At 60.5% G+C, this 17,066-nt stretch carries 7 protein-coding genes and 2 pseudogenes; 4 read left to right on the forward strand and 5 right to left on the reverse strand.

Going from position 1 to position 17,066, the window contains the following annotated elements:
• Positions 1-11: 11 nt before the first annotated feature.
• Positions 12-8,282, forward strand: coding sequence for a hypothetical protein (locus A3A9_RS0126445; RefSeq protein WP_027061333.1), 8,271 nt, complete (start codon positions 12-14; stop codon positions 8,280-8,282).
• A 301-nt stretch (positions 8,283-8,583) separates the two neighbouring features.
• Here the strand turns inward: A3A9_RS0126445 and A3A9_RS0126450 are convergent.
• Both A3A9_RS0126450 and A3A9_RS39525 read right to left on the reverse strand, forming a co-directional pair.
• Positions 8,584-8,784: pseudogene (locus tag A3A9_RS0126450) on the reverse strand (ATP-binding protein); the annotation flags it as partial.
• A 279-nt stretch (positions 8,785-9,063) separates the two neighbouring features.
• Positions 9,064-9,887 (reverse strand): IS5 family transposase gene (locus A3A9_RS39525; RefSeq protein ID WP_152536188.1). Its coding sequence is split into 2 segments (ribosomal slippage): positions 9,064-9,674 and positions 9,674-9,887, totalling 825 coding nucleotides; the frame shifts between segments, so codons are not numbered across the junction.
• A gap of 211 nt (positions 9,888-10,098) precedes the next feature.
• On the opposite strand from A3A9_RS39525, the gene A3A9_RS44290 reads away from it, so the two are divergent.
• Together A3A9_RS44290 and A3A9_RS43015 are read left to right on the forward strand one after the other, a co-directional pair.
• Complete coding sequence (locus tag A3A9_RS44290) at positions 10,099-11,160, forward strand: hypothetical protein (protein WP_152536189.1); 1,062 nt, start codon at positions 10,099-10,101, stop codon at positions 11,158-11,160.
• A 373-nt stretch (positions 11,161-11,533) separates the two neighbouring features.
• A complete protein-coding gene (locus A3A9_RS43015; RefSeq protein ID WP_082222231.1) occupies positions 11,534-14,419 on the forward strand; it encodes a cytochrome P450 in 2,886 nt (961 codons plus the stop codon).
• Positions 14,420-14,857: 438 nt separating this feature from the next.
• On the opposite strand, the gene A3A9_RS41900 is transcribed toward A3A9_RS43015, so the two are convergent.
• The 3 genes and pseudogenes from A3A9_RS41900 to A3A9_RS39540 form a co-directional block, all read right to left on the reverse strand.
• Positions 14,858-15,112, reverse strand: coding sequence for a hypothetical protein (locus tag A3A9_RS41900; protein WP_051371176.1), 255 nt, complete (start codon positions 15,110-15,112; stop codon positions 14,858-14,860).
• 178 nt (positions 15,113-15,290) lie between these two features.
• Complete coding sequence (locus tag A3A9_RS0126485) at positions 15,291-15,653, reverse strand: nuclear transport factor 2 family protein (protein WP_027061336.1); 363 nt, start codon at positions 15,651-15,653, stop codon at positions 15,291-15,293.
• Between the two features lie 341 nt (positions 15,654-15,994).
• Positions 15,995-16,417, reverse strand: a pseudogene (locus A3A9_RS39540) (integrase core domain-containing protein); the annotation flags it as partial.
• Positions 16,418-16,595: 178 nt separating this feature from the next.
• Between A3A9_RS39540 and A3A9_RS0126495 the strand changes: the two are divergent.
• Complete coding sequence (locus tag A3A9_RS0126495; RefSeq protein ID WP_152536191.1) at positions 16,596-17,054, forward strand: hypothetical protein; 459 nt, start codon at positions 16,596-16,598, stop codon at positions 17,052-17,054.
• The last annotated feature ends 12 nt before the right edge of the window (positions 17,055-17,066 follow it).

The following is a 17,066-nucleotide window of genomic DNA, read 5'->3' on the forward strand; positions in this document are numbered from 1 at the left end:
GGGAGACAAGGATGAGCGACTATCTTGAGCTCCGTTGGGTACTCCTGGAAGGGCCGCGCCTATTGTCCAGGTCCGAGTCAGGAATCGATCGCGGCGAGCCGCTCTGGTCGCTCGTGGCCGGCGCACCCTATTTTGGCGACGACGACCCGGCCCGCTATGCTCATCCGCTGCGCACTGTGATGGTGGATGGCCTTACTCCCGGAACAGACAAACCGGCGCCACAAGTGGCCGTTGATCCTGCCCTCAACAACGGTGGCCGCTTCAAAAGCGGAGCTGCCTCGCCACACGACTTGCGCCCGCCGCGCCTTCTCGACCTGCATGTCATTGCCGGCGCCGTCAAGGCGCCTTACGGGCCTAACCGATACAATTCGGAAGCGCTAACCTTGAGATTACTGAAGGACACCGCCCCCACCATCAAAAATCCGAATGATCCCAAGACCCAGCGCATCTTCTGGACGCGGCGCCTCGCCTCGGATCCCGCATCCTTTCCGGTGCCGGATGGAAAGGCTGACTTCGTCCATGTTATCGCCGAGCCGAGACCCGAGCCAGTTGCCGACCAGGTCGGTGACTTCGTCGACCAGGCGGGAGCAGAGGTGGAGAGAAAGGACGGCAGCTGGGTAGCAACAGGCGCCAGCAACTACATTCGCACTCCTTCACTTCGGCTGGTTCAGGGCGCAATCCCAATCGTCTTGAAAAAGGACGGCCTTGCCTGCCTGAAGGGGCTGATGTCAACGAATGAGGTGACCCTTACACCAGATGGCATCGAACTGGTCGCGACAGTCAGGCTGCCCGGCTCAGGCGATCTCGTCGGCGGTTTCTTGCTGGCGCCGGATATCGGCAACGAGACCGACATCGAAGCGCCCTCAGGATCCAAGCGCGCGCCGCTCAGCCTCACGCTGCTACCGCGACATCCCGCGACTGCGATGAACAAGACCAATTGGCTGGAGGCTTGGCGGAAGACCGTTGGTTTTGAAAACACATTTCAAGAACCGCTAGGGGTCGAACTGCGAACCAGGATCATGTCGGATCCGCCAGCCTTGCGGTGGCCCCTGTTCGTAAAGAGCGGCGCGCTGTTCAGCCCCGGGCTGCAGGGCACCGGCGGGCTCGTGGTTGATGTGCCAGTCGAGGAGATTCGGGTCGAACTGCGGGGCTCGATCGCCGCCGATGGAACACCAGACGGCGCCGCAGTACTGCGGCCGACGCGACTGAGGCTCGCCGATCCGGACGGCGCGCGTGCCGTCGCCAAGGTTTTGAAGGCAGTAAAAGGCGCGCCTGACGCGAAGCTTCCCGATAGCGGGCTCGCCAGCACAGATCTGTTCGTAGTCGCCGAGGCGTACACGTCGGTCAATGGCACAAATGCCCCTCCGGAACCCTTTACCTGGGCTCGCACGGCCGTCATGTTTCCGGATGATCCGAATCTTGAGCAGACGGGCACGCTTGAGATCACACGCAACGGCGGTCTGGCCCTTGCCCACGATGAACGACGTCTCGCCCAGGATCTTCGCGCTGCGGTCGGCTGGGCCGAGCCGCGGCGCTTGCCGCCGCCACAGGACGACCAAAACGCACCGGCGCAATTTGTCGAAGGGGACAGGCCGCTGCTATCTGGCTTCTTGCCATTGGCCGAGGGTTGGCTGCAGGTGCCAATTCCGAACTTGGCGCCGGCCGATCTCACGTCCGACGTCACGACGCTGTCTCTCTCCCAGTCGGGGCATGGCTCCGTCCTTGATGGCTTCGTCCGGTTCGGCGACAGGCCGATGGCCAGACTGCTTAGTGGCTTTAGTTCCGACAGATCGACGCCTGTCGGCGCCACGCCGCCATGGTCGGTGACGGTGGTGTCGGCGGACAGCGCAGCGGTGATCGCGCGCGTCGCGACCGGCGGCAAGCCACCCAAGGTAGCCGAGTGCCTGGCAGCCTTGCGCGAACCCGACCTCACCTTTCGTGGTCTGGTCTGGTTTTCAGCTGACCGCCCGGACGCCCTCGAGGCGCTGCCGCGGCTTGGTGCAGGCGCCGGCAGCTTTATCGATCTCGAATTGCGCAACCGGCCGGTGCCCGATCCAACGTTCCGGGTCGTCACAACGATGATCGGGGGGTTCACAGCGAGTTTCGATTCCCCGCCAACGGCCACGGCGAGCCGTGGCACCGTCGAAGTCACGCTCGGCTTCAACCACGGCGCGCCATCTTGGCAAAGCGGTCCGGCCTCAGCGGCGCAAGGTATGGCGGCCATAGCCGATGCAACCGCTGTACTTATCGGCGTCGATCCGAGTCAGGTAGCTGGCGAGAGCAATCCGCAAGCCCCGGCGCCCTGGCCCAGTGTTGCGTGGGTGAAAGACGATAAGACACCCTTTGCCGCCGCCATGCCGATGACGAGAGCGGCGGCCTCTGCCGTGCGGCCGCTCGAAAGCCGCAGTCTTGCCCCCTATGTGGCCGATGCGACCAAGCCGTCAGACAAGCCCATCGTGATTGCAGCGATAACATGGAAGGCCGATCAGGCTTTCCCTCAAAGAGCACCGGCGCTGGCGTTCTCGAGGTTGGCCGCCGCATGGCCACTGGGTGCCATCGCCAAACGAAGTGTGGCCAAGGACAAGACGGTTACAGTGAATTTTGGTGGCGTGCCCTTCGTCGCCTTTGGCGTACCGGGCGTCGAGGTTTCCCCGCTCTCACCCGGCAAGGATCCCTGGAGCGGCCTCCACTTTGCGGTGCGATATGACATCCCCGCTCTCGACGAAGCCTACGCAACCACTGCCTTGCCTCCGACGACGGATACGCCCTCGCAAGGCGAGGAGCGGGAGCTTGTTACGGCCCGGCCCGTCGCAACGGCGCTCGACTGGCCGCTGATGCGGGAGTTTTGGCACGAACAGGACCGATGCCGGCAAAACAGCCTGGTGGTCGATTCCTATCTTGCCTGGCAAGCCCCGCCTGCGGATGGAACATACTATGAGCTGGAATCGCACAGCCTCATTCGCGCAGCCGTGTGGAAGCCGAAAGTGTCCTTCGCGCTTGCCGATGCCGGCCGACCGTATGGCGTACTCACCTTCGATACGCCCGCCGCCACGATGGCCGGCGACTCTGCCCTGCTTGGGATGTCGCTGAAGACGGACAAGATCACGCTCAGCTTTGCGGGCCAGTCGCTAGATTTGACGCGCATGGTGGGCTGGAGCCCGGCGGGCTTCGAGTGGAACTATTTCGAGGTCGACAATCAGGGCTTCGGCCAGAAGGCGCCTGTCGACGGGGACGCGATCTTTGTGCGCCCAGTCAACAACTACTCCAGCGACGGCCTCTTCCCTGGGCCAAGATTCCTGGTGACTGCCAAGAGCGAATTTCCGATCAGCAACGTCTCGCTTTCAAACGCTTCGACGCTGGCGTTCTGGTTCAGGGACATTCCTCTCGACGAGAAAGGTCAATTTCAAGACACCGCAACAGACACGAATTTTGAAGCTTGGCTTGAGCCGACCGGCGGTGCTGAGTGGCGACTTTTTGAACAGCCCGCGGATGCCGTGCGGCGCGTCTCGGGATCACCCTCCTTGCCGCCTTCCTTCAGGAAGGGACGAGATCGCATACCCTTCTTTGGCTTCATGCTAGAGCCGATCAGGCTGCGCACGCTCAGCGTTTCGCTCGACAAAGGTGACAAGGCGAGGCCGCAGGCCGTCGAAATTCTGGCGAGGTTTACGCTGGCCGACGATGAGGTGCGTCCGCCCTTGGGTGACGATCTTGTCATTCTTCACTTCGATGGCGCAACCGGCTCACTTCAGTTGCAGACAATGGCTCCGGCGTCGGGGACCGAGATGGTCTTTGGCTTCGAGGCCGTCAACCCAATCGATCCAAAACAAACGCGAAGGACGATCGTTGTCGACGCCACCCCTAGCTGGAACGGCACCGCGCTCGTCGTGACGGGATCCAGTCTGCAACTCCCGCTGTTTGGCTGGACGGCGAGGCTCGCCAACCCGTCATTCGTTGCGCAGAACGGCAAGGTTACGATTACCGCCATGGGCGGTGCGGTGCCTGCCGAGGCCCAGGGAGGCTACGTTGCAGTAGATACGGCCGTGGTAACGGTCACGACCGCGGACGGCCGCTTCGATACCCCGGCGACACTCGAACTGACATGTCACGCCAAGATCAAGCCCGCTGGAGCAGCCTACGCGCCCGTTGCGGTCTCGATGGCAGGCGGCGCAATCGCGACCTTCAGCTTCCTCGACGTTTCGGTCGAGGACGCCACTCTTGGTGAAGACTATCACGCGCTTGTCGTTACTGGCGCCAACCCGAAGCTGACAGGCAAGGCAGCACTGTTGTCGGTTCTGGATCTTGGCGATGAACGAAGCATCGCCTTCATGTTCGCTGCCCGCGTCGACCAGCCGCTCGCAAAGGCGCCAAACGTGTTGCCGCTGACCTGCGGCCGTTGCGAAGGCGAAATACGCGTCACCACATCCGCATCCGGCATGGCCTTCAATGCCTCCATCGTTCGATGGGAGCTTACAAAAGAGAGTTCGGCGAGCGGATCATGGGTTGGGTTTGCCGAGGTGAGCGCCGCCCTCACGTGCGATAGCGCCATCGCCTGGCCGAAACTCAAAAGCGAGGATGTCGGTGACGGTCGCGCCGTGGTAAAGGCGTCGGGCGGGGGCGCCTATGGCCACACGGCGAGCTACCGGTTCCTGGGGCATCGTCTCGATTTCGGACTGTGTGGGCCGGCCAAAAGCGGTTGGCGGCTTGCGGGACCCTGGCGGGTCTGCATCGCCGCGCGACATGAACTGCGAGATGGTAACAAGACCGTACTTGCCTGGCAGGGGATTGAGACACTTGCAATCGGCCCGGCGGATCAGGTCGCGCCCAAGCTCCCGGCGTCCGAGACCAAGCCGGAGGCAGTCACTTTCGGCGCCCGCTATCTTGGAACAACGCCCACCATGATCCAGTCCGGCCTGGGCGACCTTAGGACCGTGTTGCAGGGCGCGCTCGGCGCGACCTTCCGCCACGGGTTCTGGACGGCACCGTCCTCGGTTGGGGGTGGCGACTGGCCTGGTGCAAGCACGGACTGGACGCTCGTGGCAGGTGGCTTTCTCGGCGTTCATGCTCCCGATGACAGGTGGGTGGTCGTCGACAAGGGAGAACTGGACGACGAGCATGAACTGCTGCGGCTGCCGTTCCTTGTCGTGCTCGACAAGGACGCATTGAAGCCTGGAGCACTGACCCAGGACGACATTCCTGCCGGCGGCATCATGCTCTCCTGGTCCGACAGCGCAGCCGCGCGCAAGCTTTTGGTGCGGAATCGCGGGGCGCCGGCTCCGGCGAGTCCAGCCGAGGCTGACCTGGCAGCTGCGCTCCGCGCCGGGGCGCTCGCAACGCGAGGCGGGCAACTGCCCGACGGCGACCTCATGCCGGCGCTGCTCGTCGAGCAGTCTTTTCCTTCGAGCTACACTGCTACCTCGACAGATTGGCGCAGACAGCCGCTTTGGCTCGCCTCCGCCGCAATGCTTTCGGGACTTCTCGATGCCTGGATGGCGTTGGGTCGTAAGCCAGACGATTTTCGGCCACTCTCTCTCGTCGCGGCATCGACAGGCTATCCAAGAGACGGCAAATCCACCCTGCGGCGTGGCATCGCCGCGATGATCGGGGCTGTGCAGGACTCCGAGACGATGGAGCCATCGAAAATCTGGCCGGCGCTAATTTCGGCAGGGCGCGAACTCATTGTCGAGGCTTGGACTGCCGGACAGTTGAGCGAGGAGGTACTGAATGGCCAGATGGTCGGCCGCGCGCTAGCGCGCCATGCGAATCCGGTCTTCGCGGTCGCGCGCCTGATTGACAATGCCGTCGCAATCTACCGGGCAGCAGTCTTGCCCAACCCAGTCGCGTCAGAGCTTCCCGCAAGAGCGCGAGGCCAACGCAGCCAGGCAATATTTGCCGACCTCGCTCGCGGCTACGCCACCGGCCCAGCAGCGAGCCCCATGCGTTGGCTGACCCCGGTCGGCGAGGGTCGGGTCGGGGCAGTGAGAGACTATGACGATAGGGCAGATCCCGCGGACCGCGGAAGCGGCCTTGCGGGGCTCGGGCGGCAGATCGGCTTTCCCGCCCAGGCAGGGACGGAACGCCAACTTGATAGTTCCCTGCATTGGCATGCGCTCGCACAGGACCTGGTCTGGTTCAGCGAACGCCGTGTGCCGGTCTTTGAGCCGCTGCAGATTGGGGGCATGCAGTCGCCTCCGATTCCCTGGCTCAGGCAGTCGCCGACGCGGGCTAGGCTTCCAGCGGACGTTGACATAGGGCTAGCCCTCGCAGGGACGGGACTGGGAAGCGCCGCGCGACCCGCGGCCCAAGCTTTCCTCCCGGCTGGCGCGGACGCGCTCTCGGTGAGTGAGCGCGCCGGCGTAATAACCGCCCGCCGCACCTTGCTGCTGGCGACCGTGACCGAGGTCGGTGCCTTCGACGACAGCAACGGTCGCTTTGGTCGACCGGCGCAAGCCGGTTCTTCGGCCAGGCGCTGGATACGCACGCCACGCCCTGGCCCGCTGCCTCCGAATCTCGGCGATCCGAATCGTGATCGCCGTCCGGAGGCTTCGCCATTGCTGCCGGTCGCGCCACTGCGCTTCGTCGTCGGCCCGGCTGATACAGTCCGGGGCGACACCACGCACTGGCGTCCGGATCCGATGGAAATTGCCCCGTCCACCCAATGGAGCGCGACCTTTGTCGCCGCGCCCTTTAGCGACGGCATCCTGAGTGAGCGCTGGGATGGTTCGATGCGATTGCGGGTCGAACTCGACGTCGTCTATCAGCCCGATCAAGGCGCACAATCACCTGTCATTGCGACAAAGCCGGCGGGCCCGCTGACATTGTTGCAACGTCTCATGTTCCCGCCTGCACCCGACGATCCAACCAGGCTGCTGGCCCGCGGCAGCCTACGGGCGGGCAGCCTCTCGGTCGCCTTGCAAAGGCTGATCGGAGTTGAGATCGGCGCAGACTGGAGCGCGTTTACGACTGGTGGAATGCCATGGCTAAGCGCCGATCCAGATAAGCCGCAACTCAAGCCGGGGGAAACCGTTGTGTGGCGAAGCCATCTAGACCTTGTTCTCGACGTGAGGGCGTCCGGTTCGGGTGGCACCATCCATCCAGGTCTGTCCGCAGCAATCGCCACGGGCGCGAACGAGGTCGACCTTCGTCTGGTGGTCCATCCGACGTCGGACCTTCCCGTTCAGATTGATCTTGAGAAGGCGCCTGGCCTGTCAGGCGAGACTGGTTCCGCGCTCGCCAGCGGCTACGACAGGCCGCCAGTTACCTTGGGCTGGCAATTACCAGCGGTCGCCAGCCGACGCGGTGGCCTGCCTCTGGCACCCTCGACGCTTCTCTTCGTCGATCCCCCTTATGAGGCCGCGCTGGCCCATCCTCCGGTCGAGGCGACGCGCTTGATCGACGTGACCAACGTCGCAGATCTACCGGTCAATCGCGGTGCATTGAGGGCGGTGCTTTCCGCTGATCGGGCACGTGTCAACCGTGGTGGAACCATCGCCTTCATGGTCGACGCGCGGTTCGAACGACCGGCGCCGGCGCAAGCCTATCCGCTTCCGAAGGGCGGCGACGGCGACTTCAGCAAAACAGCAGCCATCAAGCCTTTGGCAATGGCGCTCCAACTCTTTCCGCGCGACCGCACCCAGCCTATGCGCAATCTTGTCGTTCCACCTGTTGCCTCACCCGCCAAGCCCCCGGCGGTCGACTTCGCCACCACCTATGAATTGTCGCTCGGCGCTTTAGTTGAGACCGATGGCTCGCCTGCACGGCTTGCCGCCGGTGATGTCCTGGCGCTTACAGTGAGCGGGCCGGCAGACGCCGATGTTCAAGCGACCTTTTGGAATAGCGAAAGCAATGTCGCTTCCGGCGACGTGACGATTTCCAAGGGCAGCGGCGGCAATTTCCTCTCGCTTTCGCTGCGGTTTACCCTTACCGACGAACCGGTGGTGGAACCGCCGCAGGCGCTCTACGCCGCCCTCGCTCGCGCAGAGCCTAAGCACGGCGAGGTCGCGCTCAGCCTGCCGCTTTACGCACAGTCGCCGCTGCCCTGGCGTGTCGACTTTAGGAACCTTAAGGCCGATTTCCGCGCCGGACTTGTCCGCCGCTCAGCAACCTTTGTGTGGATACTATCTAGGCCGATCGTAGAGTACGGTGTACCGCAGAAACAGGCAGCCACCATCTCCATGCATGTCGTGAAGATCGACCGCAACGGCCAGCTGCATCTTCCTGACAACGACGGGGAGTTTCTGCTGCCCGAGAGAATGGTCGGGCTATCAGTTCGGCGTCCAGCATAGGTGGAACCGGGATCATACCGGGTCTCATTGCATGAATGGCCCTAGGTGCTCACAAAGCATAGCATGGCCTATTTGTATGAGGTCAGCGGCTAGACGGGAGGGCTTTCACACCAAGGCGGCCGCTTCGCCGTGCTTTGGCGAGCGACGAACGATGCAGTTCATAGTGCTATTGCAGGCGCCCCGGCACCTTTAATTTGGTGAACGCTTCTTGGTTGCCTCTCCGCTGATGGCGTTCAATGATGTTTGACCGCGATGTCGCTGATATTCCCGAACGGCGCGCTTCTGAGCCTTCGGGGGGTCATCAGGCGCGGTTCTTAAAGCGCCAGGATTCGTTTCCGGTCTCGATGATCTCGCAATGATGGGTGAGACGGTCGAGCAGCGCTGTCGTCATCTTGGCGTCACCGAAGACGGCGGGCCATTCTCCAAACGCCAGGTTCGTGGTGACGATGATCGAGGTCCGTTCATAGAGCCTGCTGATCGGGTGGAAGAGCAATTGCCCTCCGATTGACAGCAGATCGACCCTGTGTGGCATTGCGGAAAGCCTCTGAGAAGATCGGGAGACAATAATTTGAACTCGCAAAATTCTCCGACATCGTGCGCGCCGGTATCGCCTACAAGTTCTGACCCGGCTCAGTGCGAGCCGACGGTTGGTTTGTAACCTCTGAGGAAGCTCGACGGGAGATTTATGCCCACGCCAGCGACCAGATCCGCAGCGAGGGCAGTGCTGCCCGAGTGGGCGTTTGCGTATCTGATCGTCTGAATCAGAACGACTGCAGTGTTTTCAGGCTCTTGCGAGGCGTCGGGTGAGCGTGCGGATGTTTGCGATGAGAACCCAGGCCTGTGCGGATTCGATGGACCGCTTGAGGTCCTTTGCCAGCCTTCGGCATCTGCCCAGCCATGCGAAGGTCCGCTCGACGACCCATCGGCGCGGCAGGACTTCGAAGCCTTTGGCACTGTCCGACCGCTTGACGATCTCCATCGTGAACGTGCCGAGCTTTTGCAGGGCGCCGCGCAGTTTCGGCCCCGCATAGCCGCAGTCGGCAAAGACATGGCGCAGCCACGGCCAGCGCTTGAGGATGGATTTCAGGACGGCCGGCGCGCCGTCGCGGTCCTGAATGTCGGCGGCGTGAACGACGTCGCCGACCAGCAGGCCCAGCGTGTCGACGACGATGTGCCGCTTGCGGCCCTTGACCTTCTTGCCGGCGTCGAAGCTACGAACGCCGCCGCTTTCGGTGGTTTTCACGCTCTGGCTGTCGATGACGCCGGCGGACGGGCTCGCCTCCCGGCCTTCCCCTTCGCGCGCGGCCATGACGAGTTCGTTGTTGATGGCGCGCAGCAATCCTTCGTCGCACCAGTGCCAGAAGTATTTCTGGACCGTCGAGAACGGGGGAAGTCCTTCGGCAGAAGCCGCCATGCTCCGCCCGACGAAGCCATGTAAAGCAGCGCATTCACAACCTCGCGCAGGTTCGTCTTGCGGGGCAAGCCGATCCGGTTCGGCGCCGGCATCAGCGGCTCGATCAGCGCCCACTCCGCGTCCGTCAGGTCGCTTGCGTAGCGCGGGCAGCGCCGTTCATGGTGAGGGCGAGTGGTTTCGGTCCAGGGCATCATGATCTCCGTCGAATCTCAGCAATCCGACTGAATCACAACCCGCTGAAATCACTCACTTCTTTTTGAAGCAGACACTGAGGGCTTGGAACGCCAAGCCCGGAGTCGTATTGACCTCAAAACTCGCTTCTGTATTCGCTGGTTTCGCGCAATACTCATCGCAGGCCACCTCTATGGTCTGTCTTCCATTGTCCTAAAAGGATTGCCGGCGATGTTCAAGCCGCTTGAGATATTTAACGACATCGTGAATAGTCTTATTCTGGGCGTTTACGACATCGTGGTTCTAATCGTCGGCCCATTAATCGCCCCGATGCTAAGACGAAGAAGGTCGGCATGGCGATCTATTTTGAGAGTGGATGCTCGCCTAAATTCCCTGACATTGATGTTCATCTGCTTTGCTGCGGCCGTTACAGTGCACACACCTGGGCTTTTATATGAAGCCTTCAAGCGAACTGCGGGTATATCTGAAAGCGGAAATTCTTTCGCCTTTGTGTTTATACTTACTACTATACTGACAATAATTTTCGATCTTCTTTTCCGATTTCTGGTATATCTAAGGAAACTGTCGCTTAACGTCAAATTTTCTGTCGTACGGCTCTCGATTCTGCGCCTTTGTTTCTGCGTGGGTCTAATTGGTGTCGTGTTGGCGCAGGTTTATTTGCTGTTGGCAACACCTAATAGCACGCCCCGTCAGAGCGCCGAAGGGTATACCTCCTTCCATGCTCCACTGCTTTTTGTTTGTGTCCTCATTCTACCTTTTTCAATTTCTTTTATACATTTGACTAGACGTTGGCCATGGCACAAAAAGTTGCCGATAGCTAGCTTGTTTGCTTATTCGTTTGTAAATATTTCTTTATCGTGTGGATGGTTTATCGCGTTAATGACAGCAATATTTGTTGAGTTTGGTATTAATCAAGAGCAAACTCGATTGTTTTCGTTCAACACCGTGTGCGCCGTTTTGAGCGATGGAAGGACGTTCTCGGTAGATTCGGATCTTTTGCTAAGATCTGAGCTATACGACGTCGTTTCTATCAGAGATGGTGGAATTTACGCGGACATAGACAATTTCGAGTACCCCTTGAATAAGGTGGATGGCGGCGAGAACATCTTGGTGAAGGATCACGTCGTCCACGCCAAGTTGATTGGTACCCTAGAGCCTGACCGCCGTAAAAACCCGTCTCAATCTAATCAGCCAGTCACCCATTGTGATATTATCCTGTCTTCTCCGATATTCTTTGACGTACCCAAGAGGACGGAGATGATTCCGGACTAAGTAGGCTGTCATGAGAGGCGTAGATCGAATTGGTTTCTTTTTGAACAACTACGGCAAATCCGACCGGTGGCTCTGAACTCTGCTGTAGACTTGGGTTGGAAACGTAAGCTCTTCATCTTCTCCATTGAATCGTAGCGCGTGCGACTTAGGCGCTTCGATAGCTCGTATGCCACCGGAGATGACACCGGCAGCCGATCAACGCTGACTAAATCAACACTGTCTGCCAAAAGCGGCCGTTCGATTATTTCTCAATCTTTGTATTGAACTTGTGTAGCGAGTTGCAGAAACTGAGGGAGAATATCGCATACAGAAAGTCTGTGCTAACAGCGGACTGAGGGGGGACGAGGGATTGGCCACTAAGAGAACTGTCGTGATGGGCTTCGTGTCGCGCTTTCCCTGGTTTTGGGACTTCATCAGCGGCGTTCCGCTGCTGCGCACCTGGGTCAATCGTTTTTTTATCAATTTCATCACCAACTCGACCCCGGCTAGGCCGCATCCTCTGTCGCTTTGGGGGCCATTCCCCGCGCCGGGTGTGTGCAGCGACTACACATCGTGGACCGGTCTGGTCGATCGCACCTATACCGGGCGACATCTCCCGCCGTCCGACCCGATCACGGTCGCGCGGCTGCCGCCGACCGCCGGCCTCGCTGGGCTCTTTCTCCGGCAAGATAAATTGCTACCTTGCGGCAAGAGCTCGGCGTTATTCGGCTTCTTTGCCCAATGGTTTACCGACAGTTTCCTGCGTACCGATCCGGACGACGTGCGCAAGAACACCTCCAACCACGAAATAGATCTTTGCCAGATATATGGGCTGACGGCCGCTGATACGGCGCTGCTGCGCAGCCGGCAGGGCGGCGAGCTGAAGATGCAGGAGATCCGCGGGCAATTCTATCCGCCATTCCTCTTCAAGCCCGATGGCAGCCGGGTGAAGGACGAGTATCTCTCGCTCTCCTACATCAACAAGAAGACCGGCGACTATCGCCACGCCGTCCTGACGCCGCCCTTCGATACGCCCGAGCGCAAGGCAGGCCTTTTCGTCGCTGGGCTCGAGCGCGGAAATTCCACGATTTACTACAGCGCCATCAACACCATCTTCATGCGGGAGCACAACCGTCTCTGCCGGGAGATCGCCAAGCGACATCCCGACTGGGAGGACGATCGGCTGTTCGAGACGGCGCGTAACGTGAACATCGCCTGCCTGCTCAAAGTCATCATCAACGACTACATCAATCATCTGACGGTGACCCTGTTCAAAGTGTTTGTGGAGGTCGGCTTCGCTGAGCGCCAGAACTGGTACCGCACCAACCGCATCTGCGCGGAGTTCGATCTCCTCTATCGCTGGCATCCACTCATTCCGACCGAGCTGAACGTCGGGAAAGACATGCTGCCGAGCACGGAATTCCGGTTCAATAACCAGCTGCTCGTGAAATTTGGTATCGAAGACGTGCTTAGTGCGGCCACGAACCAGCGCGCCGGGCGTATCGGGCTGGAGAATACCGCGCCATTCCTAGTGCCGGCCGATCTGGCGGCGATCGAGAAATCGCGGGCGTGGCGGCTGCGGTCCTACAATGAATACCGCGTGCGGTTCGGTCTGCCGCCGCTAACGTCATTTATGGAGCTCTGTGGCGACCGCAGGATCGCCGAGAAACTGGGCGCCGCCTACGATCACGACATCAATCGGGTGGAATTCCTTGTCGGGCTGTTCGCTGAGCAACGCGCACCCAATGCCGTGCTGGGCGAACTCATGACCTTGATGGTCGGTGTGGATGCCTTTTCGCAGGCCCTGACCAATCCGCTGCTCTCGCAAAACGTTTACGGGCCATTGGCGTTCTCCGAACCCGGATTGCAGGCGCTGAACGAGACGTCGTCTTTCGACAGTATCGTTCGGCGCAACAGCGCGATGGGAAACCGCAGGATCAATTTCTCTGCCGGCCTTACGCCTCCCGGTTCTTACGGGCTGCCGATCCTGGGAACCATCATCGACACGGTGGATTTCTTCCTGGTGAGCGGCTGGAGGAACTTCTTCGAGCGCCGTCGAAAAAAATACGGCAGTTCAGTATTCAAGGTGAACCTGTTCCGGCCGACCATCGCCATGATGGACGGCAAGGCGATAAGCGCGCTCTTCAAGTCGAAGGACCTGATCCAGGATTATGGATTCAGCTGGGCGGTGCCGCCCCTTGATCTCGTCGGCAATGTGCCCCCCAGCATCTTCGAGTCGGGACCGGCGCATGATCGACCGAAATCGCTCTACATGCGCCTGCTGCAAGCCAATGCGCATGTGCTTGGCTCGACCTTCGGCGGTATCTTCGCGACCTTCACCGAGAAATGGCTTTCGGCACCGCGGTTCTCGTGGCGGGACGAGCTGGAGAACTTCTCTGCGACCTTCCTATTCACGTGGTTCCTAGGCACGAGCCCCGACCCAGTTAAGGTCCGCACGCTCTACAACGGCATCTTCCTGCACTTTGCTGTGCCGATTGCCCGGCTGCTTCCCTGGTCGTCCTTCTCGAAGTCCCTGGTGATTTACAAGGATCTGCTTGAGTTCATCAAGGGTGCACCCAAATTTTCCGACATCCTGGTTGCCGCCAGGGAACGAGGCCTGACGAACGCGGATGTCGTCGCCAAGCAGATCGCGTTCATGATCGGCATGAATTCCTTCCTGGGAACGCAGAACCTGCTGAAGTCGATCGTCGGGGAATTGAGCGATCGTCCCGATCTGCGTGAGGCGTTGCGCGCGGAAATCACCGCGGGGCTGGGCGATGCTTCATCGGAACGGGACATCACGAAGGTCGCGGGGATGCCGCTTCTGGACAAGACAATACGCGAGATACTCCGGCTGCATCCGCCGGTCTTCTTCCTCTTCGGGCGGGCAACGCGGGCTCGGCTGATCGAGTCGGACTCCGGATCATTCGCCATCCGCAAGGGCGACCTTGCCATGGGCGTCATCCCGTTCGCCCATCTGGATGAGTTCGCCTTCCCCAAACCCGAGGAATTCAACCCGGACCGCTTCGACGATCCGGCCGCGTCGGCGCATTTGATCTGGCCGCGCGGCCGTCACAACGATACCGTCGTGCCGGAAGATCGCACCTGTCCCGGCAAGGACGTGGCGATCCTCATTGCCAAGCTGTTCACCGTTAGTCTGCTGCGCGATTTCGACTGGCAGCTGAGTACGCGCAAACAAAGGTGGGAGCAGCGTTTCTTCGGTCTCAACGTGGCCGCGCCGGTCGGCCCGCTCGAGGTCGAGACGTTTCGTCGACGCTAGCTTAAGGTCGCGTTGGTTCGCATACCCTCGTAGTCTATTAGATCGTGAGCGATGCTGACGGTATTCCTATGATTGCCGGGCCGCACGGAAGCGGGGCGAGCGGACGGCGAATTCCAGGCCACGCGGGTCGCTGCAACGGGCGGTCGTGATCAGCCGTGCGGCTTCGTTCGCTCCTCCGCGGCCGCCATACCCGATCTCCGATTTGCATACGAACGGCATCAGCGAACAGGAGTGGGATTGTTTAGTAAATTGCCGAAAATATGATGACAATACTGCCTTCACCGAATATTTGCGCCGGGGCAGCGTTGCAATATGACCCGGACTCCGGTGGCAATTCACATCAATGCTGTCCGCCATTCGGCTACCGCGCCGAAGAGCCGCTCCTCCCAACGCAGACGATGGTGGCTCACGTCCGCTCGATTGTTTCCCGTGGCGCGATTAAACTTTTGGCGAAACGAGCCCAATCGCGTTTTCAACCTGCGCGGCTGCAAACGGTAGTTCGGTCTGCGTCGGCGCGAGCCGATTGAGCGGCGCGATCTTCTGGAACGCTTGAACGACGCCAACGAACACGAGCAGATAAAGGCTGGCGACCATCCCGCCGGCGTAAATCCAGCGCCATGCGCGTTCGACGCGGAAGCGGTAGTAGGCGAGCAGCACCACTCCCAGGATCACCAGCGCAATCACGCCGGTCACGATCGCGGGCGTGATAAAAAGCCCGTGACGCTTGTGGCTACCGCAAGCACGAGAAACGCTCGTGTCCAGGCGCGTTCCGCACCGCCTCGGAAAAGACCGGCGGTCGCGATGACGCCGGTAAGGATCGCGGCGAAGCTGAGTGCTGTATGGACGTGCGGCATCGGCCTGCGCCCTGTGGCTACGTCGAAGGGTGGTAGAGCTTGCTCACAATCTTCCACTCTCCGGCGATCCTGAGTAGGGACAGGTAATTGGTAAAGCGCATGCTCCCGAACTCGTCTTCCATCTTCACCGAGGCAGCATCGTCGGTAATGTCGATCGAGGTTACACTCCATTTTGGATTGTTGTTCGGCGGCAGGCTGGCGCCAATTACCTCGGCGACATAAGCGTCCAAGCTCAGCCATTCGACCGCCCCTTGGTAGTTACCCATCACCGAGGCATTTGCGTGAAAGGCCGCGCGCAGCCCATCTTCATCACCGGTGGACATAGCTAGCACGTAGCGTTCAACGGCGGGTGTAACCTGTGTTTCTGCAGCATGCGGCATGGGTGGCAGCTCCAATGTTCAGCCAAGTCTCTAACGCCTTCAAGTCGGCGGCACGACACGCCGCTCCTCGCTCTGACGCTACGGAAACCTGATTGGCGGAACCTAACAAACGTATTCCGATTATCAAGTGATCAGCACACGCGGAATGGACACTCCAAGGAATTGCGGCAATAGGCCGTCGCCCCGTTTGGCGGCATGTACATGGAGAGCAATCAACAGTGACATCATGGCGAGCCTCTTGTGTTAGGCTCCCACTGTCCAACCGATCGATAGCTGTCGCCACCCGTTTCCTGACGCCTATCGCTTCACTGGCCCCGTAGTGTTCCACAGGATTGACGGCCTCATGCGGCCTGTTTTTCCAGTGCCATTTTCATGGCGAATTCACTGGGCGTGAAGTTGCCCAGCGCTGAGTGTGGTCTGTGCCGGTTGTAGTCCTCCTTCCAGAGCTGGATCGCCGCCCGTGCTTCCGCGAGGGTGGAAAACAGCGTTTCGTTGAGGCATTCGTCGCGGAACCGGCCGTTGAAGCTCTCCACGAAGCCGTTCTGCATCGGCTTGCCGGGCGCGATGTAATGCCATTCGACGCCGCTCTCCTGGCACCATTTGAGGATGGCCATCGAGGTCAGTTCGGTGCCGTTGTCGGAGACGATCGTGCAAGGCTTATCGCGACGGGCGATGACGGCGTCCAGTTCCCGGGCCACACGGGCGCCTGACAGCGACGTGTCAGCGACCAGCGCCAGGCATTCCCGCGTGAAGTCGTTAGCGAGCAGATTCGACCCGTGCCCGCTTCGTCGGCCTCAAGGCCTAGGTCTCAAGTCCAGACGATGTACCTTCAGAACGCGGATCTATGCTACAACCACTGCGATCTCGAACCGGCGAGATTCTGGTGCGGTTCTCGCCACGGTTCGCTGGCAGTGGCGAACAAAGATGCATAGGAAGGACGCTATGACGGCCCAAGATACACCGCGGCCCAGCTACGTGATCGCTCGATCGATGATTCAGTCCCTTGCACCTCAGGAGATCGCGGACATCCCGGACTATGAGGCGGCTTTTGAGCTCAGGCGCCGCGGTCAGGCGACCCCTGACGGTCTGGGCCTTGGTATGGCTGAGGTAATCCTGGCGGTCGGTCCCATAGCCTACTTCATCGGTGGAAAAGTGATTGATAAACTGACGGATTGGGCGGTGGACGGCGCTCTCGCGCCAGTGAAAGACTACCTGACGGCAAAAGGGCGTTCTCTGCTCTCGCATTGGCTACAGAATCCGCGGCAGGGCGCGTTTCAAGGTGGGCTCACCCCGGAAGGGAAGGCGGAATTGAAGGGGGCAATACGCGACGCCTGCCTTAAGCAGAATTTTGATGAGGGCACGGTGGACAGAATCATCGCCAAGTTCGCCGACGATCTGTGACGTGAGCAGCGG

Source organism: Mesorhizobium loti CJ3sym, from assembly GCF_000472785.1.
GTDB lineage: Bacteria > Pseudomonadota > Alphaproteobacteria > Rhizobiales > Rhizobiaceae > Mesorhizobium > Mesorhizobium loti_E.

Bases quoted from the DNA above. Each gene is read 5' to 3' on its own strand.
- A3A9_RS0126485 (WP_027061336.1), bottom strand. From the start codon at position 15,653: ATGCCGCATGCTGCAGAAACACAGGTTACACCCGCCGTTGAACGCTAC.
- A3A9_RS44290 (WP_152536189.1), top strand. From the start codon at position 10,099: ATGTTCAAGCCGCTTGAGATATTTAACGACATCGTGAATAGTCTTATT.
- A3A9_RS43015 (WP_082222231.1), top strand. From the start codon at position 11,534: ATGGGCTTCGTGTCGCGCTTTCCCTGGTTTTGGGACTTCATCAGCGGC.
- A3A9_RS0126445 (WP_027061333.1), top strand. From the start codon at position 12: ATGAGCGACTATCTTGAGCTCCGTTGGGTACTCCTGGAAGGGCCGCGC.
- A3A9_RS0126495 (WP_152536191.1), top strand. From the start codon at position 16,596: ATGACGGCCCAAGATACACCGCGGCCCAGCTACGTGATCGCTCGATCG.